Origin of the sequence: Nostoc sp. C117 (assembly GCF_043099735.1) — a bacterium.
In the GTDB taxonomy this organism is placed as follows: Bacteria; Cyanobacteriota; Cyanobacteriia; order Cyanobacteriales; family Nostocaceae; genus Nostoc.
Genome location: NZ_CP170991.1, coordinates 1,598,048 through 1,616,386 on the forward strand (window position 1 = coordinate 1,598,048; position 18,339 = coordinate 1,616,386).

Here is an 18,339-nt window from a genome sequence, read left to right on the forward strand (position 1 = left end):
TAGCCTTATTTGGTGGAAACTCGCTTTTGCAACTCTCTAACGATGTCGTAATCTCCGTCTTGCACCAAAGTGTAGCCAACTCCAATACCGCCTGTAGGGTCTACAAGACCTGCTGGAGCGTCAATCAATGCCTTTTTCAAGTTATCTTTCAACTCGACGGAGACTTTACTAGATGCAACAAGAGGCACGCTAGGAAGCGGGACAGATTCCCAGATAATTGTGTATTTTTTGGGGTCAATCTTCCCTTCATTGACTTGATCGGTATAAGAGCGGCGATCGTCTGCGATCGCATCTACTTCCCCATTGACTAAAGCTTGTTTGGCTTTATCATGGCTGCCAGCAAAGATTATCGATCTAAAGTCTCGCTCAGGATTAATATTTATTTCCTGAAAATGAGCTGTTGGTACGACGTATCCAGATGTCGATAACTTGGTGACAAAAGCAAATCGCTTACCTTTCAAATCCTTGAGGGTTTTGATCCCACTTGTCTTGCTGGCAATAATTACAGCGGTGTACCAAGGTCGCTTTGTTTCTTTATTAATCTGAGCAACCAATGGCTCAACCTTGGGATCGCGGCGATGAGCTTCGATGTAACTGGTGGGTGCAAGGTAAGCAATGTCTACCTTTTGTTTAACCAATAAATCAATTGCTGTTTCGTAGTCCTTAGTAATTTCAAATTTAAAGGGTCTTTTTAGTGCTTTGCTCAGATAGTCAGACAAAGGTTGGAGTTTCTTTTCTTGTTCGGCTGAAACCTGCCAGGGAATCACCGCCATTGTAATGGTTGCTTGTTCTTCTCCTGCGGTAGTGCTAGCAGGTGACTGAGCGGCGTTAGGCTGAGTTGCAGAGGAAGTTTCACGACTTGGAGTACAGGCCATGCCAAATATGGCGATCGCTAATATTGAGGTAAATAAAGTAGTATTTCTACCAAGTAGATTGGTTACAACTTTACAAAAAAGTTGCTGATACATGGTTTGTTATCCTTTTGGAGCCTGTTCTCTTCAGAGAGGTTTCACATTTATTAATCCCAAAATGGTGTATATTCTCCCAATTTGAAACTAAATAAGTAGGACAAGCAAATAACCCCTTTTAAAGCGGTTACAACTTTGCTCCAAAAGCCATTATTGTTGGTATGGAGATTTGAGAGAAAATGCTGGTGATATTGAATCAACCTGATGTTTGAAAAAGATTGACGATGAAGTTTGGATTTAATCCCTATAGCTACGAAATATGATTCAAATTGACCATTTAAGTATGACTTATAAAGGCGGAGTAGTAGGGCTTAAACCAATTTCTCTTAGCTTGATCAAAGGACAATTCACTGTTATTTTAGGGGCTTCGGGTTCTGGTAAATCAACTTTACTCCGCTGTCTTAACTATCTTAATCGCCCCACAACTGGTACTGTGATAGTTGAAGGATTGGGAAATCTGCATAATCGTAAGGTGTTGTATGAACATCGCAAGCGCACAGGGATGATTTTTCAGCAGCATCAACTTATTAGTCGGCAAACGGCTCTTGGGAATGTATTAGTGGGTCGTTTAGCGTACCATTCAACACTCCGAAGTTTCTTTCCTTTGCCCAAAGCAGATCAGTATATTGCTTTAGAATGTTTAGACCGGGTTGGGCTTTTGCATAAAGCTCTAACACGAGTGGATGCTCTTAGCGGAGGTCAACAGCAACGGGTTGGTATCGCACGCGCCTTAGCACAAAAACCACAATTGATTTTGGCAGATGAGCCTGTTGCTAGTCTCGATCCTACTAGCGCTCACAAAGTTCTCTCATTTCTGCGTCAGACTTGTCAAGAAGATGGAATTTCCGCAATTCTCAGTCTGCACCAGATCGATCTTGCGAGAATTTACGCGGATCGAATTATTGGACTATCTCAGGGAACGGTTGTCCTAGATGGGAAGCCAGCAGATATCAGTGCCTACGAATTAAAGCAACTTTATAGTGACAAAAATAGTCCTTATGATGAAGGTTTTCAGGAAACCATTAATTCCTAATGGCTAAATTTACTGTACTGTTTTTATATTAATTTAGGATAACCTTAATGACTGTTTTACTAAACAAGCGATCGCTTGTCTCAATGACATTAATCATGACTACCTTAATCGGTTGTCAAAGTCCCAGCAATCAATCAGCTTCTAATAGTCCAGTAGTGGCATCAGAGTCGGCTGATCCTCAAACCCTGAAAGTAGCTTTATTACCTGATGAATCCCCTTCCACTGTAATTAAAAACAATGAAGGATTTAAAAAGTATCTTGAGACAAAGCTACAAAAACATATTGAACTTGTCGTTACAACTGATTACTCTTCAATGATTGAGGCAGCAAGCAACAAGCGTGTTGATTTAGCTTATTTTGGTCCACTATCTTACGTTTTGGCAAAAACAAAGAGTGATATTGAGCCATTTGCAGCTTTAAAGAAAAACGGTAAAACTACTTATCAATCGGTAATTATTGCTAACACAGCTAGCGGCGTCAAGTCACTGGCAGAAGTCAAGGGTAAAACAGTAGCTTTTGGAGACCAAGCATCTACTTCTAGTCATTTGATTCCTAAATCAATGCTGGCAAATAGCGGATTGCAACCCGGCGGAAAAGACTACCAAGAGGCATTCACAGGTTCACATGATGCTGTAGCATTGGCAGTTCAAAATGGTAATGCTCAAGTTGGTGGCTTGAGTAAACCTATCTTTGAATCCTTAATTGAACGCAAAGTAATTGATTCTAGTAAAGTTAAGGTGATTGCAGAGTCTAAAGAGTATCCTGAATATCCCTGGACAATGCGTTCTGATTTAGCACCGACATTAAAAGAAAAAATTCGTGCAACCTTTTTTGCATTGAAAGATAAAGAGGTTCTTAAACCCTTCAAAGCTGATGGTTTTGGAGCCGCTAAAGATAAAGATTATGATAGCATCAGAGACTTAGCAAAAATACTTAATCTTGATATCGCCAAGTTGCAAAAGTAATTTATAAGAAGAATTCAGAACTCAGGCGATGGCTGAATCTCGACTCACTTCGACGCCGTTCAGTGCAAGTCGCTCGATTTCCGCGTAGTCGTACCCCTCCGGGGAAGCTACGTGTAGCGTCTCCGGCAGGAGAAGTAAAAATAGAACAGTATAAATTCTATTTTTACTTAGTACTTTGCTATAAATAGTTTTCTTGATAAAAACTCTATCCCTTGATGAGTAGAGTTTTCTGAATTCTGTATTCTGACTACTGATTTATTTTGTTTGAATTCGGGGCGAAGCGACGTGAAACTTCCTAATGCTCAACCAGCTTTCGAGCAGCTACTAAAACAACAACGCCGGGAATGGTATCGAACCATAGTAACCTGGGCGATCGCACTTTTGGCGATCGTTGTGTGTTGCTTCCTAGTTGGACTTGGGGACGAGAAACGCCTTGCAGATGGCATTCCTAGTATCTTCAACTTGCTACATCAAATGCTACCTCCAGATTTTAGTGATGCCCGAAACTGGGTGAAACCTTTATTTGATACCCTGGCGATGAGTGTTGCAGGTACCGCGATCGCTATTGTCTTTTCGATGCCTCTATCTTTATTAGCGGCTCGCAATACAACTCCTCATCCGTTGTTATTTCAACTTTCACGGCTGATTCTCAACGGCTTGCGTTCGGTGCCAGAGCTAATTATGGGTATTATCTTTGTGGCAGCTGTTGGCTTTGGGGCATTACCCGGAACCTTGGCGGTGGGATTTCACTCCATTGGTATGGTCGGCAAATTCTTTGCAGAATATATTGAACTGGTCAACGAAGCACCGCTAGAAGCAGCAAGAGCTGCTGGAGCCAACAAGGTGCAAGTAATCTATCACGGAATTTTGCCACAGGTCTTACCACAAATGATGGATCTGACCCTTTATCGATGGGAATATAATTTTCGCGCCTCCACGGTTATGGGAGCGGTAGGGGCTGGTGGCATCGGGTTTGAGCTAATTGGCGCACTTCGCCTGATCAATTACCGAGAAGTTTCAGCAGTGCTGCTAGTAATTTTGTTTATGGTCATTCTGGTTGATGGTTTTAGTAGTTATCTTAGAAAACGTTTAGTTTAGGAGGTTGCTGATGAAACCTAAAGTTGTAATTACCCACTGGGTTCACCCGGAAATTATTACCAACTTAAGTGAGTATTGTGAGGTAGTTGCCAATCCAACTAGAGAGACTTTACCGCGTGAAGAAATTCTCAATTTGGCGCATGATGCTGAAGCTTTGATGGTTTTTATGCCAGATCGAATCGATGATGCGTTTCTGAAAGCTTGTCCAAAATTGAAGATTATCGCCGGAGCATTGAAGGGTTACGATAATTTTGATATTGATACCTGTACTCGTCAAGGTGTTTGGTTCACCATCGTCCCTAGCTTATTAGCTGTACCAACGGCTGAATTGACTATTGGGCTGATTATCGGATTAGCTCGTCAGATGTTGCCAGGCGATCGCTTGATTCGTCAAGGTACGTTTGCAGGTTGGCGACCGCATCTATACGGCATAGGATTAGCAAACCGAACACTGGGAATCGTTGGTATGGGCAGTCTAGGCCAAGCCCTGGCTCAACGGCTTTCCAGTTTTGAAATGAACTTGATTTACACCGATGCGATACCTTTATCCAAGCAAAAAGCAGCAGCTTGGGGTTTGTCACAGATTTCCTTAGATACGCTATTGGCAACCAGTGATTTTGTTGTGCTAATGGTTCCTCTGCAACCGGAAACGTTTCATCTGATAAATGAAACATCTTTAGCACGGATGAAACCAGGGAGTTTCTTAATCAATCCGTGTCGCGGCTCAGTAGTTGATGAACAAGCGGTGAGTGATGCTTTAGCCTCTGGACATTTAGCAGGTTATGCCGCTGATGTCTTTGAACTAGAAGATTGGGCGCGTAGCGATCGCCCCTCGGAAATTCCTCCATCTTTGTTAGAGAAACAAGACCAAACCTTTTTTACTCCCCATTTAGGATCGGCGGTGGATGATTTACGACGTGACATTGCCATAGAAGCGTCCCAAAATATTTTACAAGCCTTACAAGGTCATTCTCCTCAAGGAGCAATTAATTGTCCAAGTCAAAAGTTTAAAATTAAAGCTTAAAGGGCGTTTTTTTATTAATCGAGCTTTCATTGCTTCACTAATGCTTCAAACTACCATTTTGTACGGTAAATCGGTAGGCTTATAGTAATATATTATGAGATTTGCACAGGTGAGGATGAAAAACAAGGTGTATCTCCCCACTCCTTGGTGGTAATAGTAGGACAGTTACCAATACTGGGTAGGTTTTGGAATTTCTTGGTTCAGGCAAGCTGTTCTTGAGCAGGGGGAGAAATGGAGGCTGGCATTGAGTTTTGCCTCCCCTGCTTGAATAACAAATCAATCCTTCAAACGCTTTTTATTACTTTTTCAGCAAGCCCTAATTAGAAAGAAGGTAACTGTATTATCTACGCATAAATTGAAATTCTTCCTATATCCTTTATTCAATTTTTACTATATTTTTTCTTAAAGTTTAATTTTCTTAATTAGTAAATTTAACAATGTAATTATTGGCAATCAGCAAATAAATGGACTAAAGTATTTGAAATATACCAAGTTTAAATTATTGGTTTAAGACCAGATTACTCAGTTTTTATAACAAGTTAGGAATCTGAGCCAATAAAAGTACTAACCTGTGAAAATAGAAATTAATCAGGACATCAAAAAATAACGAACATGGCTAAAATTATTGTTACTGGAGTCGCCGGATTTATTGGTTCTCATCTGACAGAAACATTGCTGCAACAAGGTGAAGAAGTAATCGGAATTGATGAATTCAATGATTACTACGATCCGATGTTAAAGCGTAAGAATGTTGCACAGTTAGGTTGCTCGCCTAGTTTTACCTTAATTGAAGGAGATATTCAGTTTTTAGATTGGCATAAACTCCTTCAAGATGTTGATGTCGTTTACCATCAAGCAGCACAAGCAGGTGTGAGAGCGAGTTGGGGTAATGCTTTTCGAGGTTATACAGAACGAAATATTAACGCTACACAAGTCCTGTTAGAAGCAGCTAAAGACGCTAAAGACTTAAAAAGGTTAGTGTTTGCTTCTTCATCAAGTATATATGGTGATGCCGAAACATTACCTACCCATGAGAGAATTTGTCCCCAACCAGTTTCTCCCTATGGTATTACAAAGTTAGCATCTGAGTTTTTGTGTGGACTATATCACAAAAACTTTGGTGTGCCATCTGTGTCATTACGCTATTTCACCGTTTATGGTCCTAGACAGCGCCCAGATATGGCATTTCATAAGTTCTTTAAATCGATTTTGCAGGATGAAGCAATTCCGATTTACGGTGATGGACAGCAAACGCGAGAATTTACGTTTGTTAGTGATATTGTCGCTGCTAATTTAGCCGCAGCAATCGCACCAGAAGCTGTGGGAGAAATCTTTAATATCGGCGGCGGTAGCAGAGTAGTTTTAGCAGAAGTCTTGGATACAATTGAAGAAATTGTTGATAAACCAGTCAAAAGAAATCACATAGAAAAAGCGATGGGAGATGCTCGTCACACGGCTGCGGATATATCTAAAGCGGAGAAACTTTTGGGATATCAACCGAAAGTTTCCCTGAGAGAGGGTTTGATACAGGAATGGGAGTGGATGAAGTCGTTGTATTGCCTATCCCTCTAATTCTCCTCATCCCCCTTATTTTCTTAACCTTCACTTTTGTTATCCAAACCGTATTCAATACTTTTCGGTTAAATCCAATAATCTCTCTTTTGGTCTGGGGAAAGGTTAAAGGGTAATGGGGAAAGGGAAATTCAAACCCTTTCCCTTTCCCCTTTCCCCCAAAACCCGAAAAGTGTTGAAACCCTATTGATAAGAGTCTTACCTTTAGCTAGTAGTAAAAACAAGAAGTTGGCGCACAGTAAGTTGCGATCCAATACTGTTCGGTTAAGGTAAGAGACGCGATAAATCGCCGTGTCTAACAAGGACTGATTCTTGTAAAGACTTGAGATATGGTATATCCCAAGGTCTAGGGACACGGCACTGCCGTGCCCTTACTGGTGTACCTCACGCTTGTCGTGAAAGGCTATAATACCTAATCCAAAATCTCAAATCGTTCGATGGTTCCTGAGGGAAGTCTTACCACTTCGGGGATCTTGCTACGCGTAGCGTTCCGCAGGAAGTCTAAAATCCAAAAGAAATCAGGTTGAGATCAAGTTATCACCGTGCAAATAATGCGATCGCAAAATTCCGAAATTGGCTACTTGGGGTGTGTAGAAGGAAATAACAGGGATTTTAACAATAGCGCGACGGTAGCTAAATATGAATTTTTCTGATTTTGTTTTCTCCGCAACAGAGATAGCAGCTTTTGATTTTAATAAACAAAGAAAACGCATTTGGGAAGCAACAAAAAATCGCCCTGACAACCCACAAACTTGGCAATTTCGCTACGATCCCCTTTTGATTCCAGAAATCAGCAATAATCGGCTATTAGTCAAAAGCGAACAATGGAATGAAAGTTATTGGAGAACTAGCTTGACAATACAGTTAGACAACGATGCAGCTGGAAAACTTGCACATCAAGCTGTATGTAATTTGTATCCACCAGAACAAGCGCGAGAAATTCAACGTTCAAGCATTTTTGCTCTGCAAATTCCCTATATTAAAATTAATATTCCTGATTTAAAAGAATTAGCACCAGAAGCTAAAATTATCAAAGATAATTTTGAGTTTGCTCAACCATCACAAGAATTTACCATCAAAATTGAATCTCGAGATAAAGAGACTGCTCTTAAAATTGAAAAGAGTTTATCTTCAATGACTCTTGAATATGAATTCTCTGTATCTGCTCGAAAATCACAGCAAAATACAGTCAGATTCTCACTCCAGAAACTAAAAAATAGCAAACTATATGCAGAATTAAATGGTTTGGGTGATGTAGCTTATGTTCATCGGGACGACTTAAGAAAGTTACTAGAGGGAATTAATACAGAAGTTTCTTTTAATGCTGTTATTGAAAAGCCAGAGGATTTTGAAGCCGGACTATTTGACAAACTATTAAGTTATTGGAATCAATCAGAATCCTCCAAGAACTTTGATGAAACTAAATGGCAATCAACATATAATCAGGATGATTTAAAACCTGATATTCTCACCAAACAATTAAATAAGATTTTCACTAAAGATGAAAATGAGAATCAATGGAAATTTAATCCTGCGGCTGATATAAATGTTGACGCAGGGGCATTGACACAAATTAAAGGCAAGATAGGTGGCAAATTATCTTTATCAAATGAGAAACTAAAAAAGTTACTACGAGAGCAAAATATTGAAGCAGATATACAAGGTACAAAAATAGAGGCTAAGTCTATCGAACTGCGCCAAGTTAATTTAGCTAATTTTAACGATCAAACTGAATTAATTAGTGTTGTGACATTTGTACAACCAATTGAAGATAACAGCAGCAAAGGTTCAGTAGAGTTTTCTCGGTTAATTTCAAGTACGATATCTGATGTCAAAGATAAGATAATAGCGTTGTTTGGCAAAACCTCTGTTGGGAAGTCGGCAATTCTCAATTCATTGATTGGTGTTGATATAGCTGAAACTCATGAACAAGGTAATTTACTTACTATTTGTTTCCAATCACCTTTAATTTGGATTGATCTACCTGGAACAATTGGCAACAAGGATTATGAACAACTGGCAATTAAAAAGGCTGAACAAGCTGATGCACAGGTTTTTGTGATTGATGGTGAGCCTTATCAAGATGAAATAGAATTGTTCAATTTAGTCCATGAACATTCGCCTGATATTCCTAAAATTGTATTTGTTAACAAGTGGGATATTGTGAAAAACAATAAACCCAAGAAAGATCAGGAGATTATACGCTCTCGGATCTCAGAAAAGATGAGCAAATTTGTGAAGTCTCCAGAGGATATTGTTTATGGTAATGCCATGCTTTTTGATCTAAAGCATGATAAAATGAGCCGACAGGAATTGCCTCAATTAATTAATAAAATAAATGAGATTTTTTAGAATATGATTAGTAATCAAGAAATTCGTGATGAAATTTCTCAAGTTCAAACTGAACTACAGGAAGCACTGGAAAATCTGAAGGAGCAATTTGGTAAAAAGCTTAAAGAGAAAGAACGTCAAGAGATCGAAAAGGAATTTCAGGAAATCAACGAACTTCTAGAACGTATAAAAACTGGCTTAGTTTGGGTAGCCCTGTTTGGTAAAACCTCTGTTGGAAAGTCGGCAATTCTCAATTCATTGATTGGTAGTGATGTCGCTGAAGTTGGTGTTGAACATGATAAAACTATTATTCCCACTTCTTATAAAAAAGAACCTTGGAATATAGTAGATGTGCCTGGGGTAATGGGTGAGGAGCATAATGAAAAGCTGGCAATCGAAGAGGCAAAGAAAGCTCATGGACATATTTTTGCCATTGATGGTGAGCCTTATCAAGATGAAATAGAATTGTTCAATTTAGTCCATGAACATTCGCCTGATATTCCTAAAATTGTATTTGTTAACAAGTGGGATATTGTGAAAAACAATAAACCCAAGAAAGATCAGGAGATTATACGCTCTCGGATCTCAGAAAAGATGAGCAAATTTGTGAAATCTCCAGAGGATATTGTTTATGGTAGTGCCATGCTTTTTGATCAAAAGCATGATGAAATGATCCGACAGGAATTACCTCAACTGCTCGATCGCTTACATGAGAGTGCTGGGACTTTAGGTGCATTAATGAATATTCTAGATCCAGCCCAACGTGCGGTTAACTTGACCGATAGTATGAATAAGCGTATTTTCGATACTAGGTTAAAATTGGTACGGAGATTCATTGGTGTTTTCAGTAGTATTTCTGCATTGGCTGGAGCAGTACCATTTGCCACATTCCTTGTTCATCCCCCACTCCTAGTAAGTATGGTGTTTACGATCTGTGTGATTATGGGAAAAAAACAAAGCAAGTCTGAGGCGATAAAAATAACCAAAAATATTTTTGGGACTTGTGGTAAAGTTATCGGTGCAAGTTTTATTGGTACAGTTGCGATAGCTGTCATCACAGATATGACCTCAACTGTACTCACTCCTCTTGGTGGAATTGGTATACTTGTGGGGTTTTTGGGAAGCATAGGTGGTGTAGGCTATCTTAGCTATAAATTCACTGCTACATTAGGTGAAGTAACAGTAGAGTATATTCGCAATGGCTTTTCTTGGGGAGAAGAAGGGGAAGAAAAAATTATTGCGCGCTGTCAAAAGCAAGTTAACGATATCTATCTGAAGCTCAAACCTATCGATAACTCCAATGCGATCGCCTGATCTTGTAGCGTGCGTTAACGAAGTAAGTGTAACGCACCAAATCAACTGATAACTAAAAGGTAGGATATAGAGAAAGTAGACTACTACACAGGCGATCGCATGTTTAATTAGTTCAGCCCTTAGCTTAATACCTAGCCCTATTGCCATGATTGAAATTCATCAATAGTGCTACGAATGAGAGAAGTTATTTGAGCGCGACGGGTTTCAAAGTTGGCAGCAATATAAATTAGTAGAATACCAACTAGCAAGCCAACAACCCATTTTAAAAAAGAGTACTGCAAGCTGAAAATTACCGATTGATAGATTGTAGTAATTAAAAAAGTGGCTGTACCAATGTAGAGAAAAGCCCGCACTCGCAAAGCTAATCCGGCAAAAATGGCGATGAGGCTAAAAATTCCCGGTATCCAGGGGGTGTTTTGATCGAAGAAAATTGCCCAGCCACAAATTAAACCACTACCTACTAATCGGAGGCTGTGACGAGCTATTTTAGATTCTGGTAGTCTTAGTTGGGAATCGACTTGAGCAATGTAAAGCAGTGATAATCCAATTGGTGTTACATACCATAAAGCATCAGTTAGGTGTAATTCATTAAACCAACGGTAGAGCGCCCAATCAATCAAAGCTACACTAACGTAGGTAAAACGGATATTTTGACCAACTTTTGCTAAGAAGATGTAAAACCCAGCGGTGATTACCAAAGTGATTGGATAAATTTCCAGTCTGGTTTGCCACAAAATCAATAGTGGGAGGACGTATGCAGCTTGTTGCCAAGGTCTTTTAGACCAACCCCAATTTTCCCAAGGTAGAATGTACAAAAAATAGGCTACTACACAGGCGATCGCCCCATTCCAAGGAAGTAATTGTGTAGCGAATAAACGTCCTATTGGCATGTCCTGCAATAAAATACTGATGATACCTGCCTCTAATAAACCCAGATAAACCCAGATTTCATCTATTTTTATACCCGACACTGTTGCCAAAGTAGATTGGGGCGATCGCCTTCCCTGAAAAATCGCATAGCGAATCAAAAATACTCCAGTTCCCAATGCCACCAAACGGTTAACTCCAATGGGAACAGCAAGGGCAGCCATTAATAAGCAGCTACTCCAAGCCCAGTGAATATCAGCTATTCCTTTTAGTTCTTGGGGAGTTAAGCGTAAGTAGCTCATCAACCAAGGGGACAGAAGGCGGTAAGCATACATGATACTGGTGCCAAGGGCAGACATGGCAATCAATCCATCACCTAATGCTCCTCCTGAAGCTTGTGACATTTGATAAAACAAAAGTTCGTATGCAGAAATTGAAACGCCAATGATTCCTAAGTACAGCAGGGGTTTAAAGTCCTCGCGCCGTCGCCCTACGCCAATAATTATTAAAGCTACACCCAAAGAACACAAACCCGTCCAATCGGTGAAGGTATTTACACGTAAAAATACACTAAATACGGCATAAATTAAGGGCAAAATATGAAAGCTACTAGGGAGCCTTTCTAATTGATGTCGTCGCCGCCACCACTCTCCCACAAGTTGAGCAAGTAAACCTAAAGCGATGTTTGCGATCGCCATTCTTATAATTGATCGCTCCCCAAATCCTAACGCCTCGGCAGTCAACAATTCCAAACACCAACCGATGCCATAAAATGCCCAATTTGTTGGTTCTCCCCAACTGCGATAGACAATGGCTGCCAAGGTGATAGCAGTGGCAGCTAAATAGAAAAATCCGGAAGTAGTCACCCCTTGGTAAATCAGCACTGAGTGCAGGGTTAAAGCCGATAACTCAAAACCACACAAAGCGATCGCCCATTTATCGCTGGCGGCTGCATAGATAACTGCTAATTCGTTACCGCGTCGCATCAGTGCTGTCTGCACTAACCATAGATTTAAAATGGCGATCGCTCCGACAACAAACCAACCTGCTGCACTGAGGTGAGGTAAACCAGGTATACCTGTCCACAGCAGCACTCCAATAAAACTTAAAATAAACCCTTCTGTGATTACTGCACATATTTGATTTCGCAGATAGCGCGTATTTACGAACAATAGCCCCGCACCCACAGCCAAACCAATTAATCTCGTTCCTGGTAGCTGTAAAGTCAGTACCTGAGCAACTCCCACGGCCAAAATACTCAAGTAACGGCTAATAGTGCGATTCTCTATAGTTGTGCCATTGGCAACACCCGTGAGAGCTACAGGCGTAACTAACCAAATAACTCCCCAATGAGCTTGGTTATCAGCCATACCAAACCAAGATGATTCTGCATTCATCCACAATAGGAAAAAACTAGCAGCGGCTAGTCCTAAACCCATATCCCACGCACTACGTCGCCATACTCCATTCCCCAGGCTAAATTTCCATTCTGCAACCATTAAAGCTAATAAAATGCTTGCCCAGGCTGGTTTATTCAGTGTTGGAACTAACCAATTAACGATCGAGCAAAACGTCAGCACTCCAATGATGTGAGTTAGGTATATTAGGGGAGCAGATGAGCTAGAGCGGCGTTTGGTGACGACGGCGAGGGTGATTGTGGAAAATAACAGATTTAGCGATCGCAAAGTCGGATTGACTATAGCGATGGTTGTTAAAAAAGTTCCAAATAATAAAGTCAGCAATTCGCCAAATTTAGCTAATTTTCGTTTTTCGGTGCGATACAGCCGATCTGTGAATGTCACCATAAAAATTACATAGGGAAATAAAGCTACACCCAACAACGCCCAAGGTTGATTTTGAGAATTTGTCAGTTGGCTGCTAATAGCGATCGCCAATTCCTGTAAGCGATCGGGTACTAACCGCCAACCCAACCAAATCGTCTGTAAGCTGATGAGGAAAATTGCCGCTAAATCAACTTTGAAACTATAACGCTGCAAGCGATTTCCCACAAACCACAAACCCAAAGCACTCACAGCGATCGCTTGCCAAGGATAATTGATTACTGAAACCAGCCAACCCAGCAAGAGTAAAATTGCACCGAGTCTTTCCCAGAGTAGGGAAGATGATAGGAATATTACAGTTGCTTCCTCATCTCCCTCTGCCCCCTGCCCTCTGCTTCTCTGTGGTGCTAACCAAGTCACCAACCAGCCGCAAATACCAATCGCTAATCCCAACTGGGTAACATTTACCCCAGCAACAAAAATCGCCCGTACTAGCAGGATTAATAAAGCATAAATAATTATTGAGGCAGGTAGACTAATATTTAATGTGGGGCGATCGCTGGCATTTTCTCCATATGGATAGCGATTTTGATAAATGGTAATTATAGTTGTGGCGATCGTTGCCACATAAATTGCAATTAAGGGAAATATTGGAAATTGCCAACCGCAATGCAGATAACTCAGCCCCAGAATATTCACTACAGGTAAATATCCGGTATGTAAATTGGGAAAAATAGTGCGATTTTTACAGAGTAAAATAGTCATACCAGTGAGGGTAGGCCACGCGATCACCACTACAATCCAATCCAAAGGATTTTGCCACAATCGAAAGCTATCCATTGCCCAAAAGTTCACAGGCACTAACAAAAGAGTGACAATCAGTAATGTCTGAGCCGTCAATCTCAGATTATTTTGCCTAGTTGCCCAGAAGCTTAATCCCCAGAAACTCAAACTATAAGCAAACAAAACTCCATACTGTCCAGAAGCCGGAAATTTTTCCCACTGGCTAGCAGCCAGTACCCCAGAGGACACAACTACCAAAAATACCCCGAGAAAAAGCAACCATCGGACACTCAATTCTGCCCCTAAGGACTGCAACATTGTGGCGATAAAATTCGGTTTAGCTGGTTTTTCTGGTGCTTGTGTGGGGCGATCGAATTGTAAAGCTGCTCTGGGCAACTGTTCTACTGGATCGGAAGTTGCAAATACTACCTTTGGTTTAGCTTTAGCCTGGGGTTCCAACACCACTGCACAGACGAGAAATTCTCGGCATAGCTGCCTGACTTGGTTATCGGATATCAAACCTAAGCGCAACCATATGTCCAATCCTTCTAATAACTGAGGATGGGAAGATGGGAGTCTGACTTCAATTTTTAGCGGGCGCTCAAGAGGTGATGACATAAGCGGCAGCAGTACAAAAATATACTTAAATTATGAGTTCAATTAAAGTATATTTTTGCTCTAATTGCGCTACTTATGAGGCTGATTGATATTAATTTTTAACCTATGAGTGATAAAAGTTTGTAGTAACCCTCTTTTGTCACTTTGGGAGAATCCAATCGCTCAAACGGTTACAGGGCTTTAATTTCTACTTTTTGTCTAAAAATTTTGGTTTCTGTTAGAAAATAAAGCCTCAAACCTGGATTAAATTAAAGTCTCAGAATTTGGCTGAGATTATTGTTTTCCGAGAGTGACAAAAGAGGGGTAAGCACTTCAGTGCTGGAAATCGAGCGATCAATCGCTCACTACAAACCTTGCAAAATTAAAGAAACAGACTACCAGTTGGATCTTTTTTATTTTGAATTCCTTTAGCTGACTACAAAATTTACCAACTTTCCAGGCACGACAATTACCTTTTTAATCTCTTTGCCTTCGATGTAACGCTGGGCAACTTCTGATTCACGGGCGTATTTCTCCAACGCTACTTTATCTGCTTGTGCTGGTACTTGAATCGCCCCGCGAGTTTTACCCATAACTTGAATCACTAAAGTGATTTCATCAGCTACCAAAGCCGCAGGGTCAAATGATGGCCAAGTTTGAGTGTGAACAGAATCATTTTCACCCAATAAATGCCACAATTCATCAGCAATGTGTGGTGCAAATGGTGCTAGCAATACCACCAAAGTCCGAATACCTTCTGCGTAAATTGGGGAATTTTTCCCGTCAGCATCAGTTAAGGCATTACTCAATTTCATCAATTCGGAAATAGCTGTATTGAATTGATATTCATCTTCCACGTCTTCTGTCACTGCTTGAATCGCCGTATGAATTGACCGTCGCAACTCCTTTTCTGCTTTACTTAAATCAGAGAGTTGAGCTTGCTTACGGGATACACCAGCAGCAACATAATCCGTCACCAAACGCCAAACCCGATTTAAAAAGCGGAATTGTCCTTCCACATCGGCTTCATCCCATTCCAAATCTTTTTGTGGGGGTGCTTTGAACAAAATGAACATCCGCGCTGTGTCTATACCGTATTTGGAAATTACATCTTCTGGCGCTACACCGTTGCCTTTTGATTTAGACATGGTGGCATAAAGACGTTGCAATGGTTCACCTGTCTGGGGATCGCGGGGATCGGTTGAATTTACCAACTCAGAAGGAATCCATTTATCTTTGCCGCCCTTGTTGGGATTCAAGTAAGTTAAACCCTGTACCATACCTTGAGTTAACAGGCGTTGGAAGGGTTCGTCAAAATTTAACAAACCGCGATCGCGCAATACCTTAGTAAAGAACCGCGAATACAATAAATGTAAAATCGCGTGTTCAATCCCACCCACATACTGATCGACTGGCATCCAGTCGTTAACTTTACTAGAATCGAAAACCTGTTGTTCATTCTTAGCATCAGGGAAGCGCAAGAAATACCACGAGGAATCAATAAAAGTATCCATCGTGTCAGTTTCCCGCTTTGCTGGAGTGCCACAAGTTGGACAAGGTACATTTACCCAACTTTCTAACTGAGTCAAAGGTGAACCGCCACGTCCAGTAAATTCCACCTCTTCGGGCAACTGTACTGGCAAATCTTTGTCAGGAACTGGCACTATCCCACAGTTGGGACAGTGAATTACAGGTATCGGTGCGCCCCAATAACGCTGGCGCGAAATTAACCAATCCCGCAAGCGATATTGCACCCGCACTTTACCAAAACCTTGTTTTTCGGCGTATTCAGTTATTGCTTGTTTCCCATCTGTAGAAGCCATACCAGTAAAAGCACCGGAATTAATTAAAATTCCTGGTTCAGTATATGCCTGGTTGTATTCAATTTGTATGAGTTGGGTGACTTCATCTATTTCAGATGTTGGAGTTAAGTTAAAACTTGCAACATCATCTGGGGAAGCGATGACAAAATCAATCGGCAAATCGTAATTTTTGGCAAACTTAAAATCCCGAACATCGTGTGCTGGTACACCCATGACTGCCCCAGTACCATACTCATACAGTACGTAGTCAGCAATCCAAATCGGCACTTCTTCCCCTGTAAAGGGATTAATTGCCTTACCACCTGTGGGAATACCCCGCTTAGGTTTATCTTCAGCAATACGTTCCAACTCACTTTGATTGGAAACCTCTTTAATAAAGACTTCTACTGCTGCTTGTTGTTCTTTTGTCGTGACACGGTTTGTTAGCGGATGCTCTGGTGCTAATACGACGTAACTAACACCATAAACTGTATCGGGGCGTGTGGTGTATACAGCAATTTTTTCATCTATCCCAACGATCGGAAATTCCAAGTAAGCGCCTGTGGATTTGCCAATCCAGTTTGCTTGCATTAATTTGACACGTTCCGGCCAACCTGTCAACTTATCCAAGTCATTGAGTAATTCTTCGGCATAGTCAGTAATCTTAAAAAACCACTGACGCAACAATTTGCGCTCAACTATTGCCCCACTGCGCCAAGAGCGTCCTTCGTTATCGACTTGCTCATTTGCCAACACAGTTTGATCGATAGGGTCCCAGTTTACCGCTGCTTCTTTTTGGTAAGCTAAACCCGCTTGCAAAAATTGCAAGAAAATCCATTGCGTCCACTTGTAATAGTCTGGTGAACAGGTAGCAAGTTCACATTCCCAATCAATGGATAAACCAAGACGCTGCAATTGTTGCCGCATCTGGGCAATATTCTGATAAGTCCACTTTGCTGGCGGTACACCACGGTCAATGGCGGCGTTTTCCGCTGGTAAGCCAAAGGCATCCCAACCCATTGGGTGTATTACCCGATACCCTTGCATTCGCTTGAGGCGGGCAATAACGTCACTAATCGTATAATTACGGACGTGACCCATATGTAAGCTGCCCGATGGATAAGGGAACATGGATAAAGCATAGAATTTTGGCTTCTTGCTAGCTGTAGGTGTTCGATCTAAGCCAAGTTCTGCCCATGTTTTTTGCCATTTTTCCTCAATCGCTGCTGGATTATATCGGGAATCAATAGAACGTATTTCCAATGGTTTCATGCCTGCTACACTTTAATTTCTACTAATTTTCTAGTAATTGACCATTTTTAGTACATTTGAACTATTATATTGGGTGAATTATCTGTCTAGTAATCTTCTAATTTAATTTATAAAATCAGTTTAGTATCCCTTATTCTTATCTATCTTATATCCCTAAAGTTCTTAGACTATTACTCAAATGCCAAGCTTGTAAGATAAAAACCCTTACTAACGCTAGGTGTAAGAGTATAAACAGGTAGGGGGGTAAGTGAACTAATGCCGGAAATGGGTAATGCCATTAACGAAGTAATGTAACTTCTCTTATAGGCTGTACTCCTCGTCGGGCGCATACTCTAGCTACACCATAAATCCTCTAATTCAGGAACAGTCTTAATTTCGAGCTTTAAATGCGTAAACATAAACATAAAATTATATTTTCTAAAATCGCTATCGTATCATAGATAAACATTTAGAACACCAGCAATTTAAAACTCTATCCGCTTGGTATAGAAATCGTAAATTTTTTTGACAAGATTTCAGTTAGTATTTAACAACTTAATTTCCTTTGTTTAAGAGGTTGTTTGAAAAGTGCTTGGCTGTGATTTTAGGTACTTATTGATCCCCCCAACCCTCCTTTTTAAGGGGCGCAAAACCTTTCAAAGTCCCCCTTTTTAAGGGGGATTTAGGGGGATCTAAAACGTTTTTCTACCAAGAAGAGGACTTTTCAAACATCCTCTAAACATAGATAATCAATAATTAATTAATGTTTTAATTGGTGAGATAGCCTTTGCAAAGAAGCAAAGATATAATATAAGGAAGTTTTTGACTAGCTCAATACAGTTCAGAAGTAGGGTGTGTTATGCCGTAGGCTAACACATCTATGATTATTGACTGTGTTAGCTAAAAGCGTAACGCACCCTAAATTTAAAGGGAGCATCTCAGTTTTGCAAATG

General features: G+C 40.6%; 10 protein-coding genes. 7 read left to right on the forward strand and 3 right to left on the reverse strand.

Annotated elements, in window-relative coordinates; translation table 11 throughout:
- Positions 1 to 5: 5 nt before the first annotated feature.
- A complete protein-coding gene (locus ACFG4S_RS07845; protein WP_392534261.1) occupies positions 6 to 968 on the reverse strand; it encodes a phosphate/phosphite/phosphonate ABC transporter substrate-binding protein in 963 nt (320 codons plus the stop codon).
- Positions 969 to 1,227: 259 nt separating this feature from the next.
- Between ACFG4S_RS07845 and phnC the strand changes: the two genes are divergently transcribed.
- From phnC to ACFG4S_RS07880, 7 genes are all read left to right on the forward strand, one after another.
- A complete protein-coding gene (gene phnC, locus ACFG4S_RS07850; RefSeq protein WP_392534262.1) occupies positions 1,228 to 2,001 on the forward strand; it encodes a phosphonate ABC transporter ATP-binding protein in 774 nt (257 codons plus the stop codon).
- A gap of 95 nt (positions 2,002 to 2,096) precedes the next feature.
- Positions 2,097 to 2,966, forward strand: coding sequence for a phosphate/phosphite/phosphonate ABC transporter substrate-binding protein (phnD, locus tag ACFG4S_RS07855; protein ID WP_392535931.1), 870 nt, complete (start codon positions 2,097 to 2,099; stop codon positions 2,964 to 2,966).
- A gap of 357 nt (positions 2,967 to 3,323) precedes the next feature.
- The gene (phnE, locus tag ACFG4S_RS07860; protein WP_392535932.1) at positions 3,324 to 4,064 is read left to right on the forward strand and encodes a phosphonate ABC transporter, permease protein PhnE; all 741 of its coding nucleotides are present in this window, start codon (positions 3,324 to 3,326) and stop codon (positions 4,062 to 4,064) included.
- Positions 4,065 to 4,074: 10 nt separating this feature from the next.
- A complete protein-coding gene (locus ACFG4S_RS07865) occupies positions 4,075 to 5,088 on the forward strand; it encodes a phosphonate dehydrogenase (RefSeq protein ID WP_392534263.1) in 1,014 nt (337 codons plus the stop codon).
- 612 nt (positions 5,089 to 5,700) lie between these two features.
- Positions 5,701 to 6,660, forward strand: a complete 960-nt coding sequence (locus ACFG4S_RS07870; protein WP_392534264.1) for an NAD-dependent epimerase/dehydratase family protein — start codon at positions 5,701 to 5,703, stop codon at positions 6,658 to 6,660.
- Positions 6,661 to 7,437: 777 nt separating this feature from the next.
- Positions 7,438 to 9,012, forward strand: a complete 1,575-nt coding sequence (locus ACFG4S_RS07875) for a GTPase domain-containing protein (RefSeq protein ID WP_392534265.1) — start codon at positions 7,438 to 7,440, stop codon at positions 9,010 to 9,012.
- A 3-nt stretch (positions 9,013 to 9,015) separates the two neighbouring features.
- Positions 9,016 to 10,305 (forward strand): GTPase, encoded by a 1,290-nt coding sequence (locus ACFG4S_RS07880; RefSeq protein ID WP_392534266.1) that lies wholly within the window; start codon positions 9,016 to 9,018, stop codon positions 10,303 to 10,305.
- A gap of 137 nt (positions 10,306 to 10,442) precedes the next feature.
- On the opposite strand, the gene ACFG4S_RS07885 is transcribed toward ACFG4S_RS07880, so the two are convergent.
- Both ACFG4S_RS07885 and leuS read right to left on the reverse strand, forming a co-directional pair.
- Positions 10,443 to 14,354: a DUF2157 domain-containing protein gene (locus tag ACFG4S_RS07885; RefSeq protein ID WP_392534267.1), complete on the reverse strand. Its 3,912-nt coding sequence runs from the start codon at positions 14,352 to 14,354 to the stop codon at positions 10,443 to 10,445.
- A 407-nt stretch (positions 14,355 to 14,761) separates the two neighbouring features.
- On the reverse strand, positions 14,762 to 17,383 hold the full coding sequence (gene leuS, locus ACFG4S_RS07890; RefSeq protein WP_392535933.1) for a leucine--tRNA ligase: 2,622 nt from the start codon (positions 17,381 to 17,383) through the stop codon (positions 14,762 to 14,764).
- Between the last annotated feature and the right edge of the window lie 956 nt (positions 17,384 to 18,339).

Coding starts and splice junctions, on each gene's coding strand:
- ACFG4S_RS07845 (WP_392534261.1), bottom strand. CDS start 968: ATGTATCAGCAACTTTTTTGTAAAGTTGTAACCAATCTACTTGGTAGA.
- ACFG4S_RS07885 (WP_392534267.1), bottom strand. CDS start 14,354: ATGTCATCACCTCTTGAGCGCCCGCTAAAAATTGAAGTCAGACTCCCA.
- ACFG4S_RS07870 (WP_392534264.1), top strand. CDS start 5,701: ATGGCTAAAATTATTGTTACTGGAGTCGCCGGATTTATTGGTTCTCAT.
- ACFG4S_RS07865 (WP_392534263.1), top strand. CDS start 4,075: ATGAAACCTAAAGTTGTAATTACCCACTGGGTTCACCCGGAAATTATT.
- ACFG4S_RS07880 (WP_392534266.1), top strand. CDS start 9,016: ATGATTAGTAATCAAGAAATTCGTGATGAAATTTCTCAAGTTCAAACT.
- phnC (WP_392534262.1), top strand. CDS start 1,228: ATGATTCAAATTGACCATTTAAGTATGACTTATAAAGGCGGAGTAGTA.
- phnD (WP_392535931.1), top strand. CDS start 2,097: ATGACTACCTTAATCGGTTGTCAAAGTCCCAGCAATCAATCAGCTTCT.